General features: G+C 58.9%; 17 protein-coding genes. 7 read left to right on the top strand and 10 right to left on the bottom strand.

The genetic code is table 11. From position 1 onward, the window contains the following. Positions 1-177: 177 nt before the first annotated feature. The 4 genes from CKW15_RS27280 to CKW15_RS27265 form a co-directional block, all read right to left on the bottom strand. Positions 178-696, bottom strand: coding sequence for an Hcp family type VI secretion system effector (locus CKW15_RS27280; RefSeq protein WP_095153047.1), 519 nt, complete (start codon positions 694-696; stop codon positions 178-180). A gap of 332 nt (positions 697-1,028) precedes the next feature. Further along, the gene (locus CKW15_RS27275; protein WP_095153046.1) at positions 1,029-2,408 is read right to left on the bottom strand and encodes a VOC family protein; all 1,380 of its coding nucleotides are present in this window, start codon (positions 2,406-2,408) and stop codon (positions 1,029-1,031) included. Between the two features lie 111 nt (positions 2,409-2,519). After that, positions 2,520-3,476, bottom strand: coding sequence for an alpha/beta fold hydrolase (locus CKW15_RS27270; RefSeq protein WP_095056877.1), 957 nt, complete (start codon positions 3,474-3,476; stop codon positions 2,520-2,522). 21 nt (positions 3,477-3,497) lie between these two features. Further along, positions 3,498-4,952 carry an NAD(P)/FAD-dependent oxidoreductase gene (locus CKW15_RS27265; RefSeq protein ID WP_095153045.1) on the bottom strand — a complete coding sequence of 485 codons (1,455 nt, stop codon included), beginning with the start codon at positions 4,950-4,952 and terminating at the stop codon, positions 3,498-3,500. 201 nt (positions 4,953-5,153) lie between these two features. Here CKW15_RS27265 and CKW15_RS27260 point away from each other — a divergent pair, with 201 nt between their 5' ends. After that, positions 5,154-6,227, top strand: a complete 1,074-nt coding sequence (locus tag CKW15_RS27260; protein ID WP_095153044.1) for a diguanylate cyclase — start codon at positions 5,154-5,156, stop codon at positions 6,225-6,227. A 27-nt stretch (positions 6,228-6,254) separates the two neighbouring features. Here the strand turns inward: CKW15_RS27260 and CKW15_RS27255 are convergent, their stop codons facing one another. From CKW15_RS27255 to CKW15_RS27245, 3 genes are all read right to left on the bottom strand, one after another. Beyond that, positions 6,255-7,124 (bottom strand): oxaloacetate decarboxylase, encoded by an 870-nt coding sequence (locus CKW15_RS27255; RefSeq protein WP_095056874.1) that lies wholly within the window; start codon positions 7,122-7,124, stop codon positions 6,255-6,257. Between the two features lie 134 nt (positions 7,125-7,258). Beyond that, complete coding sequence (gene astA / locus CKW15_RS27250) at positions 7,259-8,293, bottom strand: arginine N-succinyltransferase (RefSeq protein ID WP_095056873.1); 1,035 nt, start codon at positions 8,291-8,293, stop codon at positions 7,259-7,261. 49 nt (positions 8,294-8,342) lie between these two features. Next, the gene (locus CKW15_RS27245) at positions 8,343-9,359 is read right to left on the bottom strand and encodes an arginine N-succinyltransferase (RefSeq protein WP_095153043.1); all 1,017 of its coding nucleotides are present in this window, start codon (positions 9,357-9,359) and stop codon (positions 8,343-8,345) included. Positions 9,360-9,913: 554 nt separating this feature from the next. Between CKW15_RS27245 and CKW15_RS27240 the strand changes: the two genes are divergently transcribed. Next, a complete protein-coding gene (locus CKW15_RS27240; protein WP_095153042.1) occupies positions 9,914-10,489 on the top strand; it encodes a histidine phosphatase family protein in 576 nt (191 codons plus the stop codon). After that, positions 10,486-11,247, top strand: a complete 762-nt coding sequence (gene cobF / locus CKW15_RS27235) for a precorrin-6A synthase (deacetylating) (RefSeq protein WP_095153041.1) — start codon at positions 10,486-10,488, stop codon at positions 11,245-11,247. The genes CKW15_RS27240 and cobF overlap by 4 nt, the downstream gene beginning before the upstream one ends. Positions 11,248-11,255: 8 nt before the next feature. Here cobF and ftrA read toward each other — a convergent pair whose 3' ends face one another. Further along, positions 11,256-12,230, bottom strand: a complete 975-nt coding sequence (gene ftrA, locus CKW15_RS27230) for a transcriptional regulator FtrA (protein ID WP_095056869.1) — start codon at positions 12,228-12,230, stop codon at positions 11,256-11,258. A gap of 101 nt (positions 12,231-12,331) precedes the next feature. On the opposite strand from ftrA, the gene CKW15_RS27225 reads away from it, so the two are divergent. From CKW15_RS27225 to CKW15_RS27210, 4 genes are all read left to right on the top strand, one after another. Beyond that, positions 12,332-12,766, top strand: coding sequence for a rhodanese-like domain-containing protein (locus tag CKW15_RS27225; RefSeq protein WP_095153040.1), 435 nt, complete (start codon positions 12,332-12,334; stop codon positions 12,764-12,766). A 178-nt stretch (positions 12,767-12,944) separates the two neighbouring features. Continuing rightward, positions 12,945-13,724: an ABC transporter substrate-binding protein gene (locus CKW15_RS27220; RefSeq protein ID WP_095153039.1), complete on the top strand. Its 780-nt coding sequence runs from the start codon at positions 12,945-12,947 to the stop codon at positions 13,722-13,724. Between the two features lie 195 nt (positions 13,725-13,919). Then, the gene (locus tag CKW15_RS27215) at positions 13,920-15,032 is read left to right on the top strand and encodes a succinylglutamate desuccinylase/aspartoacylase family protein (RefSeq protein WP_095153038.1); all 1,113 of its coding nucleotides are present in this window, start codon (positions 13,920-13,922) and stop codon (positions 15,030-15,032) included. Between the two features lie 76 nt (positions 15,033-15,108). Next, positions 15,109-15,828, top strand: coding sequence for an alpha/beta hydrolase (locus tag CKW15_RS27210; protein WP_095153037.1), 720 nt, complete (start codon positions 15,109-15,111; stop codon positions 15,826-15,828). 3 nt (positions 15,829-15,831) lie between these two features. On the opposite strand, the gene CKW15_RS27205 is transcribed toward CKW15_RS27210, so the two are convergent. Further along, complete coding sequence (locus CKW15_RS27205) at positions 15,832-16,398, bottom strand: hypothetical protein (RefSeq protein ID WP_095056864.1); 567 nt, start codon at positions 16,396-16,398, stop codon at positions 15,832-15,834. An 83-nt stretch (positions 16,399-16,481) separates the two neighbouring features. Beyond that, positions 16,482-17,288, bottom strand: a complete 807-nt coding sequence (locus CKW15_RS27200; RefSeq protein ID WP_095153036.1) for a hypothetical protein — start codon at positions 17,286-17,288, stop codon at positions 16,482-16,484. Positions 17,289-17,607: the final 319 nt, after the last annotated feature.

Genomic DNA, 17,607 nt, shown 5'->3' with positions numbered 1-17,607 from the left:
CACTTGAATGGCTGCCACAGGTAATCTCAGTTGAAGATTACGAAGCCTTGATCCCTTGGAACTGCTCACTTACATCGCCTCGCTAAGCGCGCCTATTTTGAATGGGTGGGGTTCATGGAGCGCTTACATCACATCGACCAGCAAAGCTGGTCGATGATTGATACGGCCCAACCAGACCTAGCCTACAACCGGGGAGCGCCAGTCATCGGAACCTGAAGTGCCGGAGACTTCGTGAGTCCAGGTAATTTTGCGATAACTGAAATGCACGTCCTGTAAATGGGTGAAGTGCGAGTTTGATGGGTCTTGACAGTTGTGCATGTAGTCCTTGATATCAACGATGATCGCGTCTTCCAGAACAATGGAGTAATAGTGTTCCTGAGTACCTTGAGCGGAGGTACGGAACCACTGGATTACAACCTCGGTAATGCGTTCACCGGAGGTCATGGCCGCCAACAGTAGCGGCGAAGCCTTGTCGAACACCTTAGTGATCACAGTGGGTTTGTGAATACGTTGACCGGTTGGCTGGCCGGATTGTGCGTCACGCGGAATGATGACTTCGTGGCTGAAGGCCTGAACCATGACCTGGTCTTCGTGGCCTTCCTGATAAGTGTTGCCGACAGAGTCGGCTGTGAACGCGCCGGCAGTGATCAAGCCTTGTTTTTCGCCGGTGACGGACATGTACGCGGGTGTTGCCATGAATGCGCTCCTTGCTGAACGGTGAGAGACCCACGGGAAAAACGGCTCCTGCGGGCCAATGACCTAAACAAGGTCTGTGCCATGGCTAATAAATATCTATAAAAACAGTTGGTTATGTGAATTTTGTGCGACCGGATCACCTGATTTTTCCAGAAAAGCGCGCAAAAACCTGCGCTACGCTGCGCAATGTTTTACGAGCTCGCCCGGAGGGCCTGACAGGTTCGGCTTCAAGCCTTTTTTAACGCGGATATGGTGCTGTGATACGCCATTTCTTGCGCATTACGGCACCAGGCCATTATCGGGCGAAGCGGAACCGTTGGATGGCTTACCGCCTACTTCTCCAGCATTGCCAAACACTGCTCGATCGACCGCTGCTGACATTCGGCATACAACGTCAGTTCATCAATGGTCGATCGTCCCAAGGCCTTCTCAAAGGCGTGCTGATTGGAATGCTCGCCGTAATGGGCTTGTGCCGCGTCCCCAAGGTTCGACTGAAAAATCCCCGCGGCACTGACCGGCAGAAAGTCTTCGTACACCAGCGGTTCAATCCGCAGATACCCGCCGCTGAGCAACGCTTCCAGAGTCGAGGCTTTCAGTGCATCCGGGGCCAGGGTTTTTCCTGTCGTGAAGTAGCGAAAGTACGCCAGATCCTGCTGGCGCATGCCTTCCCAGGTGTCAGGAAACTCGCTGAAATGCTGCGTCATGAGGGCGTTGTAGCGTGCGGCGTTGGCTTCGTTGGGGAAGTCCTTCAATTCGTCCCTCGCGGCATTCAGCAAGCGATCGTAAAGCGCCCGGCCCTTGGGCGTGAGGGCCGCGCCACGCTGTTCGATCTCGCCAAAGCGGGCGCTGTGGCTGCCACGGGTGTCGAGCTGATCGGTGAAGGCAATCGGCTCGTCCAGGGCCTTGAAGCTGGTCTGGCGCAGCAGGATCGGACACTGGCGGCGGGGTGGGCCTTCGATCACCGCTTTTGGGGTAATGCCATGGGCCGGCATTTGCGCTTGCACGATGTCGATGTCCAGGGTGCGAGGCGTCAGGTGATTGATGTGCGGGCCCTTGAATGCCACGACATCGGCAATCAGACGATGCTGGGCACTGAGTTGTTGATATTGCTCGGCGGTCACCGTGGCGCTGTGGTGCCAGCGGAAGGTTTCCAGTGCCTGTTCGACGAATTCATCCGCCTCCTGTTCGGTCAGGCCTCCTTGGGTTTCGGCGTGTTCAATGAGGTTGAGGGCTGCCGGGGTGAAAATCGAGCGCTGATCGAGCACCGACTGGGCGAACGCCCGCAGTTCAAGGTCTTCAATCAGTTCCAGACGCAGCAGCGAGGTGAACACCCGGAACGGGCTGACCTGCAACGCTGCTTCGTGCACCGCGCGAAACGCCGTGGAATGCACGGGCACCCCGGCCGGTGTCAGGTCGTAGTAACCCACCGGTTGCATGCCCATCACCGCAAACAGTCGGGCGAGTGTGGCCAGTTCCTCGGCGGTGCCGACGCGGATCGCACCGTGGCGCTCCAGGTCCAGGCGTTCGATTTCACCGGTGCTGTTCAGGTGTTTCGCAACCTGTGGATCGCTGTCCAGCACGTGACGGTTGGTTTGCTCCACCAGTGCCATCAACGCGCCGTACAACGGCACTTCCTCGCGATACATGTCAGACATCGCTTTGGAAAATCGTTGGCGGATCAGGTCTGGGCTGACGAAACTCGGGTGGCTCATGAACAGGATTCCTGGCGCGGTGACGTGAAGGATGGGAGAAAAGATCGCAGCCTTCCACGACGCCGACAAACGAAGATTCTGACGAACTTCATTCTTCAAAGGACTGCATCTTTAGTGCAGCCGTTGATCCTGAGGGCTTTCCGAGCGCAGTGATGCCAAAAAGTCCCGATACAGACGCGCTGAACCGGCAGGCACTTCGACCATGGGCATGTGGCCGACGCCGTCCCAGATTTCCACGCGCAGATCGGCGATGCCCTTGCTCCAGATGGCCACGCTGCTGACATCGATCAACCGGTCCTTGCGGCCCCAAAGCAACAGCGCGGGGGCGGTGATGTCGGGGAGGTGGGGTTCCATCGGCGGGCTGGCACGAAAATCCCGGAAGATTTCTTCGAGATCATCCCTGGACTGTTCGTAGCGCTGGGCAACAGCATCCAGCACCAGTTTCGGCACCCATGGCGGCGACGCCATGGTCATGGCGTAGAAGCGCTGGAACTCTTCGCGCGAGTTGATCAGGAACGGGTTGTGACCCTTGGCCAAATGACGCTCAAGATCGCTGGGTTCGGGCGAAGTGACACCGGCAGGGTCGATCAGCGCCACCGAGACAATACGATCCGGATAGTGGGCCGCCAGCCACGCAGCCATGTAGCCGCCCATCGAATTGCCGATCACATGAACTTTCTCGACACCGCAAACATCCAGCAACTGGATCATCCGCTTGGCCTGCAGCGGGATGTCATAGCCGCCACCGGCCTTGAAGCCGGTTTCGCCATGGCCGGCGATGTCCGGGATGATCACCCGATGGGTGCCGACAAAGTGCCGGGCAAAACGCAGCCAGAGGTTCTTGTCGGCACTGAAACCGTGGAGCATCAAGACACTGCTGGTCGCCTCGTAAGGCCCGCCTTGCCAGGTCGAAACGGTCATTTCGGGTATTGGCACGACGATTTTGTGCAACCGGTACAGCTTGGCTTCGACCGCCATGTTCAAGTCATAGACCCAGTAGCCGATGGCCGGGTAGGTCAACCAGCTCCAGGCCAGGAAAACCGCAATAACGACGACCAATAAAAGCATTTCGCGTCTCCCTACTGCTGATCAGGACAAAATGTGATCGGCGGGTTTCAGTACCCGGGTCAAGCGATGAAAGCTGAAGCTGAACCCTGGAAACATGGCGATCACATGACCGCTCTTGCTTTGATACCAACTGTGACAACCTCCTGACTTCCACACCGTGCGTTCCATTTCACGGTGGATCATTTCAGTGTAGGTACGTTCTGCTTCGGGTCGAACTTCGATGCTGCTTAAACCTTGTGCGTTCAAGGTACGAATGCAATCGAGGATGTAATTCATCTGGGATTCGATGATGAACAGCGCCGACGTGTGGCCGATTCCGGTGTTGGGGCCGGTAACGATGAACAGGTTGGGAAAGTCCGGCAGGGCGGTACCGAGGTAGGCCCGAGGGTATTGCGCCCACACATCCTTGAGTCGGTTGCCGTTTTTTCCCGTAACCGGGTAGGAAATCACCCCGTCAGTAGCATCATAGCCGGTGGACCAGACGATCAAATCCACCTCGATGTGCTGGCCATCCCGGGTGACGATGCCGGTCTCATCGAGGGAGGCGATGCCTTGTTCCTGGCTGTGCAGCGTGACGTTTGACCGGCCCAGCGCCGGGTACAGCGTGCTGGACAGGATCACCCGTTTGCAACCGATGGTGTAGTCCGGTGTCAGTTTGCGCCGTAGCTCGGCGTCCGGCACCTGACGCTTGAGGAAGCGTAGCGCTTGATGCTGGACCATGCGCACGGCCGGTTTCGAATACTTGAAGGCAATGACCCGGGTTTCGAATTGCCAGTAGATCATCCAGCGCAGCAGCGTGTAGGCCGGTTTGAGCCCGAGCAGCCAGCGCTGGAAACGACCGAAGGTGCGGTCGGCTCTGGGCAGTACCCAATGCGGTGTGCGCTGGAACACGTGCAAGTGCTCGACGTCCGGGGCAATGGCCGGAATCACCTGGGCAGCGCTGGCGCCGCTGCCGATGATCGCCACGCGTTTGTGGCGATAGTCGTAGGCATGGTCCCAACGGTTGGTGTGAAACGTCTTGCCCTGAAAACGCTCCCGGCCCTCGAAGTGCGGAATGACCGGTTGGCTCAGCGGGCCAGTGGCATTGATCAGGAATCGCGCGCAAAACATGCCTTTGCCCGCAGTGCGCACGGTCCAGTGCTTATTGGCGTCGTCCCATTCGATGCCTTCGACGTTGGCGCCCAGTTCCACCTTGTCCCGCAGGCCGAAGTGTTCCACTACATGATGTGTGTAGCGGTGCAGCTCTGCCTGCCCGGCGAACATTTGCGTCCAGAGAAAAGGCGCAAAGGACAGCGAATACAGGGGGGAGGGGACGTCGACGGCTGCACCGGGGTAGGTGTTCTGGCACCAGGTGCCGCCGAAGAAATCCCGCCGTTCCAGCAGCCGAAAATCATCGATGCCGGCCTTGAGCAAATTGATCGCGGCACACTGCCCGCCAAATCCGCTGCCGATGATCAACACTTGAAAGGTCTGCATGCGCCTCCGCCTATCGTCATTGATCAACCCTTCCTTCATGTATAGCTGCTTCTGCGTGCATCGGCAGGCACCTGTGCCTGGCGAAATGCCCGGGCATTCAGCCCGTCTGATCGGTGATGGCTATTTAAATTCGCCCTGATAGACTCCAGCACACACGCAACCCCGGTTTTATCGGATTCCGTTCAGTGGCACAGAGGCCCTATGGAAAAAACGGGAGGAAAGGGACTTTCACTGGCCAGGAGGCTCTACACATCGCGAATCCTGGGGATTGCCCTCGGTTTGGTGTGCGTGAGCGCGGCGATGTATCCACTCGACCCGGCACCGTGGGTCTGGGGATTGATGTTGTTCAATGGCCTGCTGTGGCCACATCTGGCTTACCAATTGGCGCGTCGGGCCAAGGTGCCGTATCACGCCGAATACCGAAACCTGCTGATTGACAGCTTTCTTGGCGGCTTCTGGATCGCTGCCATGCAGTTCAATCCGCTGCCCAGCGCCACCACCGTCTCCATGATGGCAATGAACAATGTCGCCATTGGCGGCCCGCGCTTTCTACTGGTGGGCACGGCTGCGCAGCTGCTGGGTATGGGCGTTGGGGTTCTGATTTTCTCCCCGGCCTTTATACCCGCCACCAGTGCGCTGCAGCTCTATGCCTGTTTACCCTTGTTGTGCCTGTACCCGCTGGCACTGGGCTGGATCTGCTTCCGGCAGGCGCACACCCTTGGCCGGCAAAAGCGTGAACTGCTGGCACTGAGCCGCACCGACAGCCTCACGGGGTTGCTCAACCACGGGACCTGGAAAGATCAACTGGAAGTCGAGTTCCAGCGCTGCAAACGCCAGCAAAAGGGTGGGGCGATTGCGCTGATCGACATCGACCATTTCAAAGCCATCAATGACACCTACGGCCACGTCGCCGGAGATATCGTGCTGCGCCAGCTGAGCAAAATGCTCAAGCAGAACCTGCGGGCAACCGATGTGGCGGGGCGTTATGGCGGTGATGAATTCTGCGTGATCCTTCCGGACCTGCCGCTGAACCGAGCCGCGACGGTCATGGATGCACTGCGCGACCGATTCTCCACCCTGGGCTATGAGCAGAGTCCGGCGCTGGAAGTCAGCTTGAGCATTGGCCTGGCAGCGTTCAATTCCGACCATACTGACGCGACGCTATGGCTCAACGACGCCGACCAGGCGCTGTATGAGGCCAAGACAACCGGGCGCAACCGGGTTATCTGTTGCGATTGTGACTGGCCGCGACATGAAGTGACGGATTCGGTGTGAGCAAAAACCAGGCTCCAACGATCGCCATTACTCTTTGACTTGCATGAATTCCTCTGCCCAGCGGATGTATTCCTCAGGCTGCGTATAGGTATGGGTAAGCTCGGTCGCGCTCAGATCCGCCCCCTGAGTGAAGATCTGTCGTTGCTCACGCAGGCTGTCGTAAGTGGCCTTGATCGCGGCGAAGTAGGCGCCGTGGCCGTCGATGGTCACGCGTACACCCAGTTCTGCCAGGCGTTGATCGTCGCGTAGCAACGGATTGCCGTAGGTCACCAGCATCAGCGGGACGCTCAGGTGCTCGGCGATCTGCTCCAGGTGATCGAAATCCTTGACCCCGACCATGCAAATCCCGTCCGCTCCGGCAGCCTGATATTGCTGGGTGCGGCTGATGATTTCCTGGACCGGCAGAATGCCCGCGTGGGTTCGGGCGATGATTGCCATTTCCGAGTCGACCCTGGCTTCCAGCGCGGCGCGAATCTTGCCGACACCCTCGGCGACGGTGATCAGGTCGGTGGATTTGCGGCCGAACTGGGCGGGCAGCAAGGTATCTTCGATGGTCAGGGCGGCGATGCCGGCGCGTTCGAGTTCGACGATGGTGCGCATGACATTGAGTGCGTTGCCGTAACCGTGGTCGGCATCGGCAATCACCGGCAATTGAGCGACGCGGCCGATGCGGGTGGCCTGCTCAGCGAATTCGCTGAGGGTGATCAAGGCAAAGTCAGGAGCGCCCAGCACTTGTAACGAGGCGACCGAGCCGCCAAGGATGCCGACTTCGAACCCCAGGTCCGCCGCAATACGGGCCGACATCGGGTCGAAAACCGAGGCGGTGTGGTAGCAGGTTTTGGAAGCGAACAGCTGGCGAAAATTGCGGCGCAAATCTTGATGAGAAAGCCTGGACATATGAGTTCCACCAATGGAATGGAAGGGCTTGAGCAAAAGTGTCAACGCCGAAGGAACAAAAGGCTATCACGCGAACGGGTGGAGAATGATGACGAATTTGCAGGCCGGGACAGATTGAGACCGATGCCGGCTGGTTACGCCGCCACGGCCCGGGGCTGTTGCTTGAGCAGCTGTACCGCGCGCACCGAGTCCCCCGGTTGCAGTTGCAGGCGCTTGGCGGTCAGTCGGTCAACGATCAGCGTGCCGCCCGCCAATCGTGCCCGGGCGCTGGTGATGCGGCAGTTTTCCAGGCGCCGGTTGTGGATGAGCCACTCCGGTGCCTGATCGTCCGGTGTGCCGATGTCCAGTATCAGGTTTTGACTCTCGCGCACGGTGCGGATGCTCGAAATCGGGGCTTCGATGACGGGGCCGGCGTCGAAAATATCGATGTAGCCCTTATGGGCAAAACCCTCGGCGGCGAGGATTTTCAAAGCGTGTTCGGTATGGGGGTGGGCCTTGCCGATCACCGCCTGGGCTTGTTCGGTCAGCAGGCAGGTATAGAGCGGTTGGCGCGGCATCAGTTCGGCGATGAAGGATTTGTTGCCCAGTTCTGACAATTGCTCGGCGTGGCCGAAATCCATCTTGAAGAAGTGGCGGCCCACGCTGTCCCAGAACGGTGAACAGCCGTGTTCGTCAGCACTGCCCCGCAGTTCAGCGATCAGTTTGTCACCGAACAGGTGTGTAAATTCGGCCACAAACAGTAAGCGCCCCAGGGAAAGCAAACGACCGTTACTTCCACGGCGTTCATCGGGGTGCAGGTACAACGAATGGATTTCCGATTGCCCGGTCATTTCATTGCTCAGGAACAGGGTCGGGAGCTGGCGCTGGATGCCAAGGTCGGGCGACTCACTCACCGTGAGCCCGACCCGATAGTTGTACCAAGGTTCTCGCAGACCGATTCCGCCCGTCAACGCGCTCACGCCCACGACTTGCTGATCGTCATCTTCGAGCACAAACAGGTAGTCGGCATCGGCACGATCGACCTGCTCGGCGAAAGCCCGCTGGGCCCAGCGGATCTTGTGGGCCAGGCGTTCTTCGTTGAACGGCAGGTTGCTGAGCCCTGTTTCCGCATGACCCACCAACGCCATCAGAGCGGGCAGGTCGGTGATCTGAACCGGGCGGACAATCATGCTGAAGTTCCTTTTTCATGCGTGCTCGGGTGTCGGGAGCGGTCCGTAATCACAGCGGGATCAGCCTGATTTCACTGCCTTCGGTGGCCTTCAGCGCTGAGCACATGGCCGCATCCAGAATGACAGGCTGCCCGGCGGTGTAGTCGAGCTCGGCGACGATGGCACGGTAGTTTTTCAATGAATCATTACTGACCAGATAGTGACCCCGGGCATCAATGCAAGTACCCGGTCGGACAAGCCCCGAGGTGCTCTGGACGATTGAGCGGATCGTCAACGTGCGCGCGAACAGCGTTGGACCTGCGTCGAAAAGGTCAACGTAGCTGTTGGTCTCAAAGCCTTCTCGTTCGAGGATATCGAAGGCTTCCTGGCCATCGGGATGGATTTGACCGATGCAGTCCTGTGCCGCCTGGGGCAGCATGGGCACGTAGAGGGGGTAATGCGGCATCAGTTCGGCGAGAAAAGACCGGCTTTCCAGACCGCAAAGTCGTTCGGCCTCGACGTAGGGCAAATCGAAGAAGTGTTTGCCGATGGCATCCCAGAACGGCGAGTGCCCTTCATCGTTGCTGTAGCCGACAATTTCAGTGATCACTGCGGCGGCGAAACGTTGCGTGTGGGCGGCGATAAACAACAAGCGCGCACGCGACAGGAGCTCGGAATGTGGCGTGCGTTCCAGGCTCTTGTCGATGTGGAAACCGCGTAAGAGGGTGTGGCCACTCAGATCCTGGCACAACGACAGCGTCGGTACGCCATGCTCGATGTTCAATTCACGCGAGGCGCTGGTGAACGGCCGGTTGCGCAGGCTATAGAACGGTTCGTTGAACCCGGCGGTGGCGAGGATTTCCGAGCAGCCCAACAGGCGTTGCTCCGCAGGGTCTTCCAGGACGAAGAAATAATTTTCCTGGCCAGGGCTCTGGACGTTTTTTTCGAATGAGGCACAGGACTGCCGAATCTTCTCGTGCAATTGTTCGTAGTCGTCGGGCAGGGACGTTACACCCACGAGGCTTTCACGAGCCAGGCGCTGCAATTGGGGCAGGTCGGCTAACTCGACTGGACGCAAGACCAGCATGGAGACACTCCTTGTATCAATGGATTCGGCGCCGGGCCAAATCTGACTATCACTGTCGGTTTTTTACTCACGTCAAATCGGCGGTCATCTGTTGTTGCTCAGGTGCCGCTGTTTTTTTAAGTGTTTTTTGCGTTTAACGGTGTTGGCGCGGATTGATAGTTTTGGTCAGCTTGAACACCACCGCTGATCGATATTCCGGTGTTGCAGAGAGGGTGCCGGGCTCTTGCTGGATGGCGTGATGGGTGCCTCAATCGTTCATTGAAAGCAGTATTTATTTATCGAGTATGGCCTGTCTAGTTAATTTTTGCAGGGTTTCTCCCTGCCCAAAAATGGGGCGAAACCCCCGGTGCCACGGGGAGTCAGTCAACGTAGATCAGCCTTGTAGGGTATTGCCTAAATTGGGGTCGGACATAGCCGAGTCAGTGGCAAGTAGCCGGTACCTGCGAACGCTGAAAAGACGAAGGCGATTACGCCCGGATGACCATTTCTACGGCACAATTGCGCACGCCCCGTCGCGTGAAGGCGTTTAACGTCCGTTTATAGAGTGATGACCTGTGCAGGCAACCCGTTTGACTCTGATGTGCCACGCTCGAACCGTCGCACAGAAATTGGCGCGTTTTCCTACCGACGAGCCGTTGGAGATGGATTGGCAATCGGCGCGGCAATCCCGATGCACTCAATTCAAGGGAGCTCCGCGCCTGCTGTGCGGCCCCGAATTGCGAACCCGGCAAACCGCCGAATTGTTCGGCAACGCGCCGCAGATCATCGAAGCCCTGAAGGATTGCGATTTTGGGCGCTGGAGCGGTCTGCGCATCGGTGAACTGCAAAACACCGAACCCGAGGCCCTTCAGCACTGGCTGGAAAATCCCGACTCGGCACCCCACGGTGGCGAGTCGGTGACCCGGCTCTGCGAACGGGTGAGTGCATGGCTGACGTCAGTGCAATCGACACCGGGACACATCGTTGCCATCACCCATCCCTTTGTCATTCGTGCTGCGCTGACGCACGTGTTGCAAGGCGCATCGTTCAATCTGATCGATGTAGAACCGCTGTCGGCTGTGGAATTGCGATTCCAGGGTCGTTGGCGGCTGCGCTTGGCGGGCACGGATCCCGGGGAGTCGCTTGAATGAAAAAGCTATTGGTCATCGGCATCGGTGCGGGCAATCCGGACTACATCACGATGCAAGCCGTAAAGGCGTTGAATCGGGTCGATGTGTTTTTCCTGATGGAAAAGGGCGAAAGTAAAAGCCAGTTGATCGAATGGCGCCGCGGAATCTGCGAGCGCTACATCTCCGACCGCGACTACCGCGTTGTCGAGGCCCATAGCCCGGAAAGAGCGCGCGGTGACGTGGACTACAAGACCAGCGTCGACGATCTGAACCTGGCCAAACAGCAAACCTTCGAACGCCTGATCAACGAGGAAATGGCTGACGGTCAGTGCGGCGGTTTTCTTGTTTGGGGCGACCCGGCGTTGTACGACAGCACCATCCGTATCTTGCAGGCGATTCTGGCGTCAGGTGTCTGCGCCTTCGAGTTTGAGGTAATCCCCGGCATCACCAGCGTCCAGGCCCTGACGGCGCAACACAAGGTGCCGCTGAACCAGATCGGCCAATCCGTCGAGATCACCACCGGGCGACGACTGGCGGCAGGGCAGGCGGGAGAGGCCGACAGTGTGGTGGTGATGCTGGATGCGCAGGATGCCTACCGTCAGGTGGCGGACCAGGAGACAGACATTTATTGGGGCGCCTACCTGGGCACCCCGGATGAAATCCTGATCAGCGGCAAGCTCAAGGACGTGGCGGACGAAATAGCGCGGGTACGCCACGCTGCGCGAGAGGCCAACGGCTGGATCATGGATACCTATCTGCTGCGCAAACCCGAGAAATAAGGGCCACCTCACGATAGGGTTTTGACACCGCGCCCGAATCGCTCCCGATACACCGACGGCGGTACGCCAACCACAGAACGGAACGCCACCCGGAAGCTTTCCACCGAGCGATAACCGCAGCGTTGGGCGATCTGTTCGGTGTTCTGATCGGTGCTTTCCAGCAGTTCGCGGGCGCGGCCCAGACGTTCATGTTGCAGCCAGGTTTTCGGGGACTGGCCGCTGGCCTCGGTAAAACGGCGCAGGAACGTACGTTCGCTCATGGCCGCTTCGCTGGCCAGGTCGCGCACTTCAAGCGGTTCGTGCAGGCGCTCCCGCGCCCACTGCATGATGCGGGAAAGATCGCTGCGCGGTGTAGGACTGACCGGCGTCGGAATGAATTGCGCCTGGCCACCGGTGCGTTGCGGCGACATCACCAGCCGCCGCGCCACGGCATTGGCCACTTGCGTGCCGAAATCCCGCGCCACCAAGTGCAAACATGCATCGATGCCCGCAGCGCTGCCGGCGGACGTGATCAATTGGCCCGAGTCGACATAGAGCACGTTCGGGTCCACCAGGATGTTGGGAAAACGTTCGGCGAGCTCCGTGGTGTAGCGCCAGTGCGTGGTGGCGCCATGCCCGTCGAGCAAACCGGTTGCGGCCAGCACGAACACGCCGGAACAAATCGACAGCAAACGCGCGCCTCGGGCATGAGCCTGGCGCAGCGCCGCGATCAACTCCTCGGGCACCGCCGCACTGCGGTCGCGCCAGCCGGGAATGATGATGGTCCGGGCGTCTGCGAGCAGTTCCATGCCGCCATCGGCCAGCACCTGGATGCCGCCCATGGCACGCATCGGGCCTTGGTCGACGGCAACGATGCGATGGGCATACCACGGGAACTCGAATTCCGGGCGTGCCAGGCCAAAGATTTCCACGGCGATACCGAACTCGAAGGTGCAAAGGCCGTCGTAGGCGAGAATCGCGACCAATCCTGGGTTGGGTTGCATTTGGCGGAAAACTCCCGGTAAGTGTCTCGTGCGCCACTGTAGCGGGAAGAGATGCGCGGATAAAGTCTTCTCACACCTGACGACACTTTGGAGTACAGCCCATGCCCAGCCTGGTTCGCGACATTCCCGCCGCCCCATCGGCCATCGCCCTGATGCATTTCAGCAACCGTCTGACCTTCGAAACCGATTGTTCCGACGTCTATACCAGTCAGCAGCAAGGTGAAGTCGATTTCATTCTGGTGGATGTGCGTGGGCCGCTGGCGTTCGAGCGCGGTCATGTGCCGGGCGCGATCAATATCCCGGGCCGTCTGCTCACGGCCGAAGGGTTGGCGAGCTACACGACAAACAACCTGTTCGTGGTCTATTGCGCCGGGCCTCACTGTAATGGTGCCAATAAGGCGGCGGTGAAACTGGCGGCATTGGGTTACCCGGTCAAGGAGATGATCGGCGGCGTAACCGGGTGGCTGGATGAGGGGTTTGCGTTGAGTACCGAAGAGCTGAAATCGCCCGTTGCTGCAATCGGTTGCGAATGCTGATCTGAAAACACCGCACAAAATACTGTTCTCATCCCTGTAACTTTTTGTCGCTTCAACACAATTTACCCTCCCGTTGCCACTCTAGACTGCCGGCCACTTCGGTTTTCGCCCATAAAGCGGTCACCGAACGCTGCCAATCGAAGCTGCCAATAAAAGTCTCCGCACACGGGAGTTATAAATGAAGAAGCTAGTGATGTTCGGTGCCCTGGCACTGTCGATGTTGTCCCTGACCGCCGTGGCCGACGACGCCAAGCCGATCCGCATTGGTATCGAAGCCGGTTACCCGCCATTCTCGATGAAAACCCCTGACGGCAAACTCACCGGTTTCGACGTGGACATCGGTGATGCCCTGTGCGAACAGATGAAAGTGAAGTGCACGTGGGTCGAGCAAGAGTTCGACGGCCTGATCCCGGCCCTGAAGGTCAAGAAAATCGACGCGATCCTGTCGTCCATGACCATCACTGACGATCGCAAGAAGAACGTCGATTTCACCATCAAGTACTACCACACCCCAGCGCGTTTCGTGATGAAGGAAGGCTCCGACGTCAAGGACCCGCTGACCGAACTTAAGGGCAAGAAAGTCGGTGTACTGCGCGCCAGTACCCATGACCGCTTTGCCACCGAAGTGCTGCAGCCAGCCGGGATCGTCCTGGTGCGTTACGGCTCCCAGCAGGAAGCCAACCTGGACATGGTCTCCGGTCGCATTGACGCGCTGCTGGCGGACTCGGTCAACCTGGACGACGGTTTCCTGAAAACCGACGCCGGTAAAGGCTTTACATTCGTTGGCCCTGAGTACAACGATCCGAAATACTTCGGTGGCGGCGCCGGCATTGCCGTGCGCAAGGGCGATACCGCCCTGGCCGAGAAATTCAACACCGCGATCACCGAAATCCGCGCCAACGGCAAGTACAAGCAAGTGCAGGACAAGTACTTCAAGTTTGACGTTTACGGCGAGTAATCCAGCCGTTTGGAAAAGTGGCAACCGTTGACGCGGTTGCCACTTTTTTTGTGTTCATGATTTATCCTGCCTAACACATTTCTTACCTGTAGGAGCTGGCTTGCCAGCGAAAGCGATCTGACAGTCACATCCTTTTCGACGGTGCCGACGTCTTCGCTGGCAAGCCAGCTCCTACAGGTTTTGTAGGAGTTCGCAATGCAACGCATCGACCATCCTCTGCCCTGGAGTCACCTGGGCAGCGAGCGTACCCTCAGTGTGTTCCGTTACGGCGCCGGTACTCGCAAGGTGTACATCCAGGCCAGCCTGCACGCCGACGAGTTGCCGGGCATGCGCACCGCCTGGGAACTGAAAAAACGCCTGGCCGAACTCGAAAGCCAGGGGCAGTTGAACGGCGTGATCGAGTTGGTGCCGGTGGCCAATCCCATCGGTCTCGATCAGCACTTGCAAGGCAGCCACATGGGCCGCTTCGAGCTCGGCAGCGGTAAGAACTTCAACCGTTCGTTCGTTGAACTCAGTGCCCCGGTGGGCGAGTCGATCGGTGATCGCCTGGGCGCTGATGCCGAGGCCAATATCGCTCTGATTCGCCAGACCATGGGTCAGGTCCTCGACGGGTTGCCGCCTGCGGCGTCGCAACTTGAAGCGATGCATCGCCTGTTGCTGCGCCATGCTTGCGATGCCGACATTACCCTGGATTTGCATTGTGATTTCGAGGCGGCGATTCACATTTACGCATTGCCGCAACACTGGCCGCAGTGGCAATCCCTGGCGGCGCGGTTGAAGGCCGGGGTCGCGTTGCTGTGTGAAGATTCTGGTGGCAGTTCGTTCGACGAATCCTGCTCCTCTCCATGGTTGCGTCTGGCCCGGGCATTCCCTGAAGCGGCGATTCCGCCGGCCAACCTCGCGACCACGTTGGAGTTGGGCAGCATGGGGGACACCCGGGTCGATCAGGCACAGGCCAATTGCGAAGCGATTCTCGGGTTTCTGGCCGAGCAGGGGTTCATCAAAGGCACCTGGCCGGCAGCACCGAGCGAATGCTGCGAAGGTATGCCGTTCGAAGGCACCCAATACCTGTTTGCACCGCACCACGGTGTGGTCAGTTTCCTGCGGGAGGCCGGCGAGTGGGTGGAGAAGGGCGATGCGCTGTTTGAGGTGGTCGATCCGTTGAACGACAAGGTCACGACGGTGTGTGCCGGGACCAGCGGCGTTCTGTTCGCCATCGACCGCGGGCGCTACACCCAGCCGGGTACGTGGCAGGCGAAAGTCGCCGGGCGCGAGCCGATTCGGGCGGGCAAGTTGATCAACGACTGACTCAACTCTCCTACAGGCATAGGCGATGAGAGATGTTAGGCTCTGCCCGAATCCTGCGCTCTGTGAAGGAAGGTTTATGTTGAAGATTCTCGCTTTGCTTACGCTGCTGGTATCCACCGCTGTCCACGCCCAAACCCCGCCGCTGCAAACTGACCTGCCACTCAAATACCTGGAGCAGGCCAACGCCGAATCGACCCATCAACCCCTGGTGATTTTTCTGCACGGGTATGGCAGTAACGAGCACGACCTGTTCGGCATCAAGGATGATTTACCTGCGCAATACAACTACCTGTCCGTGCGGGCCCCGATGGTGATGGAGGCGGGCAGCTATCAGTGGTTTCGCAAGAAGGGCGAAGGCGCCTACAACGGTGAGACGGATGATCTGAAAGCCAGCGGTCAGGTGCTGCTGGATTTCATCACTCAGGCCGCGAAGAAATATCACACCGAACCCGAGAAAGTGTTCCTGGTGGGTTTCAGCCAGGGCGCGATCATGTCCTACGAAGTGGCGCTGCGGCATCCGCAGGCGGTCGGCGGGATTGCGGCGTTGAGCGGGCGGATTCTGCCGGTGCTCAAATCCGGGCTCGAGCCCGATGAAAAACGCCAGTCGCTGGCGATTTTCATCGGTCATGGCGAGCAGGACAAACGCTTGCCGTTGAGTGACGGCAGCGAGGCCAACAGCCTGTTGCAGAGCGTGTCACTCGAACCCGAGTTCCACGCCTATCCCGGTCTGGGGCACAGTATCAGTGCGACAGAGGTTGAAGATTTGAGCGCCTGGTTGCAGCGTCTCAACCCTTGATTCTCACTTGCCGCTGACGATCTGTTTGATCAGGGTTTCGTGGGCCGCCATGTCGCCAGGGCGGGAAATGACCTGAACCACTGCCATGCGCTTGCCGGACGCCGCCATCAGGGTTGTGTTGAGGGTCAGACCGCCGCCTTGAGTGGCGGTGCCGTCTACCTGGCGAAGGCCCAGCCCGGTTTTCTGGGTCAGGCTTTTTTCGCTGAGCTTGTTGTAGTCCGGCAGGGACCTGTGTTGTGCCGTCTCGAAATCGGCCGCGGTGCCGTCGAGAAACTCGCCGTCGTTGTCCTTGACGCTAAGATCATTGGGCAGGCTGTTTTCAGCGGCGATCACCACAGTCTTGGTGGTTTCGTTGCTGTACATCGTACCGCTCGCGCCGTTCGGACTGGTGGGCAACGGATTGGCGATGAAGCCCTTCGGCAAGTTGAAGATGAACTTGCCACCGAGCATCGAAACTTTATGCGCTGGCGCATTGCTGGATGTGGCCGTGGCGGCGTGCACATTCAAAGCCCCCAGACTTGCCGCCGCTGTCAGCAACAGGACCAGGGCTTTTTTAGTGAACAGTGACATTGAAATCTCCAGGGTGGGGCGCGCGGTGAGGCGTGATCATCCCATGGGCACTGTCGATGACTCCAGTGCTGACTAAAAAGCGGTCACTTTCCCTGGGTAGAGCGATCCTCTGCGACGGGCACATTTGCTGCCGTCCCGACCGGCCGCGCCAGCAGGCGTTTGGTCACGCCGAGCATGGCGATGGAAACTGCAACACCCAACACAAATGCGTTAAGGCCCATATCGGGCAGCGTCAGCGCCAGGACAAGGCAGAACGCGGCGAATGAATACATCCCGGTGGCGGTGGCGCGCAGCAATGCGGCAGTGAACGCCGGGCCACGGGTTTGCTGGGAAAACACCGCCATCACGCTACCCAGTACCGGGAACACCGCGAGCAAGCCGCTCCAGCGGTCGCCGACGGTGCTGGCCAACAGCGTCACGAACAAAGTGAGCAGGGCGCCGGCGATCATCCGCAAAATCAGTTTGTCGGATTTGGGCGCCGGGCCGTTGATGACCGGTTGCATCGCAGGGAACAGATACGGCGCAGCGAGCAACGCAATCGCGGCGGCGCACACCGAAAACACCAGGGACGCTGGGATCAGCGACAGCACGATGGCCACGCCCGCCCAGACGGACAGCGAAACCGTCAATGCCAACGGCCATTCGGCGCGTTGTGCAACCTGGGCGTAGGTCACGCAAAAGGCAATCATCGCGAACATGGCCGACAACGCGGCGGTTGCCGATTGCGCGGCGAACACCTGTCCTTGTTCGATGGCGAGGAAAAACAGAATCGGCCCGACCACCACCGGCAATCCCGACAACCAGCCCGCCACGCTGGGTCCCCAACGTTTACCGGCAAGGGAAATCAGCAGCAGGAATCCGGGAATTACCAACAGTTTCAGGATCAACACGCGTACATCTCCGACCTGTATGAGGCCGTAACGTTAACATCGCGCCGGGTCGATTGCTCTACGGATTCATGGGTTTTGTATACAAACTACGGTCCGACCTTTGTAGGAGCGAGCCTGCTCGCGATGGTCGTTAACGATGACGGGTTTTGTCTGGGGAAATGGGGCGCCTACAGGTTCATCGCGAGCAAGCTTGCTCCTATGTATGGACTCGCCCCCACTGTCTACCTGCTTTTTAAACACTGCTACCCGGTTGCATCTATGTATAAGGCCTATTCGAGGAAGCCATCTTTGGCTTCTGGCCAACATTGGTTGAGCTCAC

The organism is Pseudomonas sp. Irchel s3b5, from assembly GCF_900187435.1.
Lineage (GTDB): Bacteria > Pseudomonadota > Gammaproteobacteria > Pseudomonadales > Pseudomonadaceae > Aquipseudomonas.
Note: the sequence above shows the minus strand (reverse complement) of the source record. Positions and strands in the feature narration are given on the sequence as shown.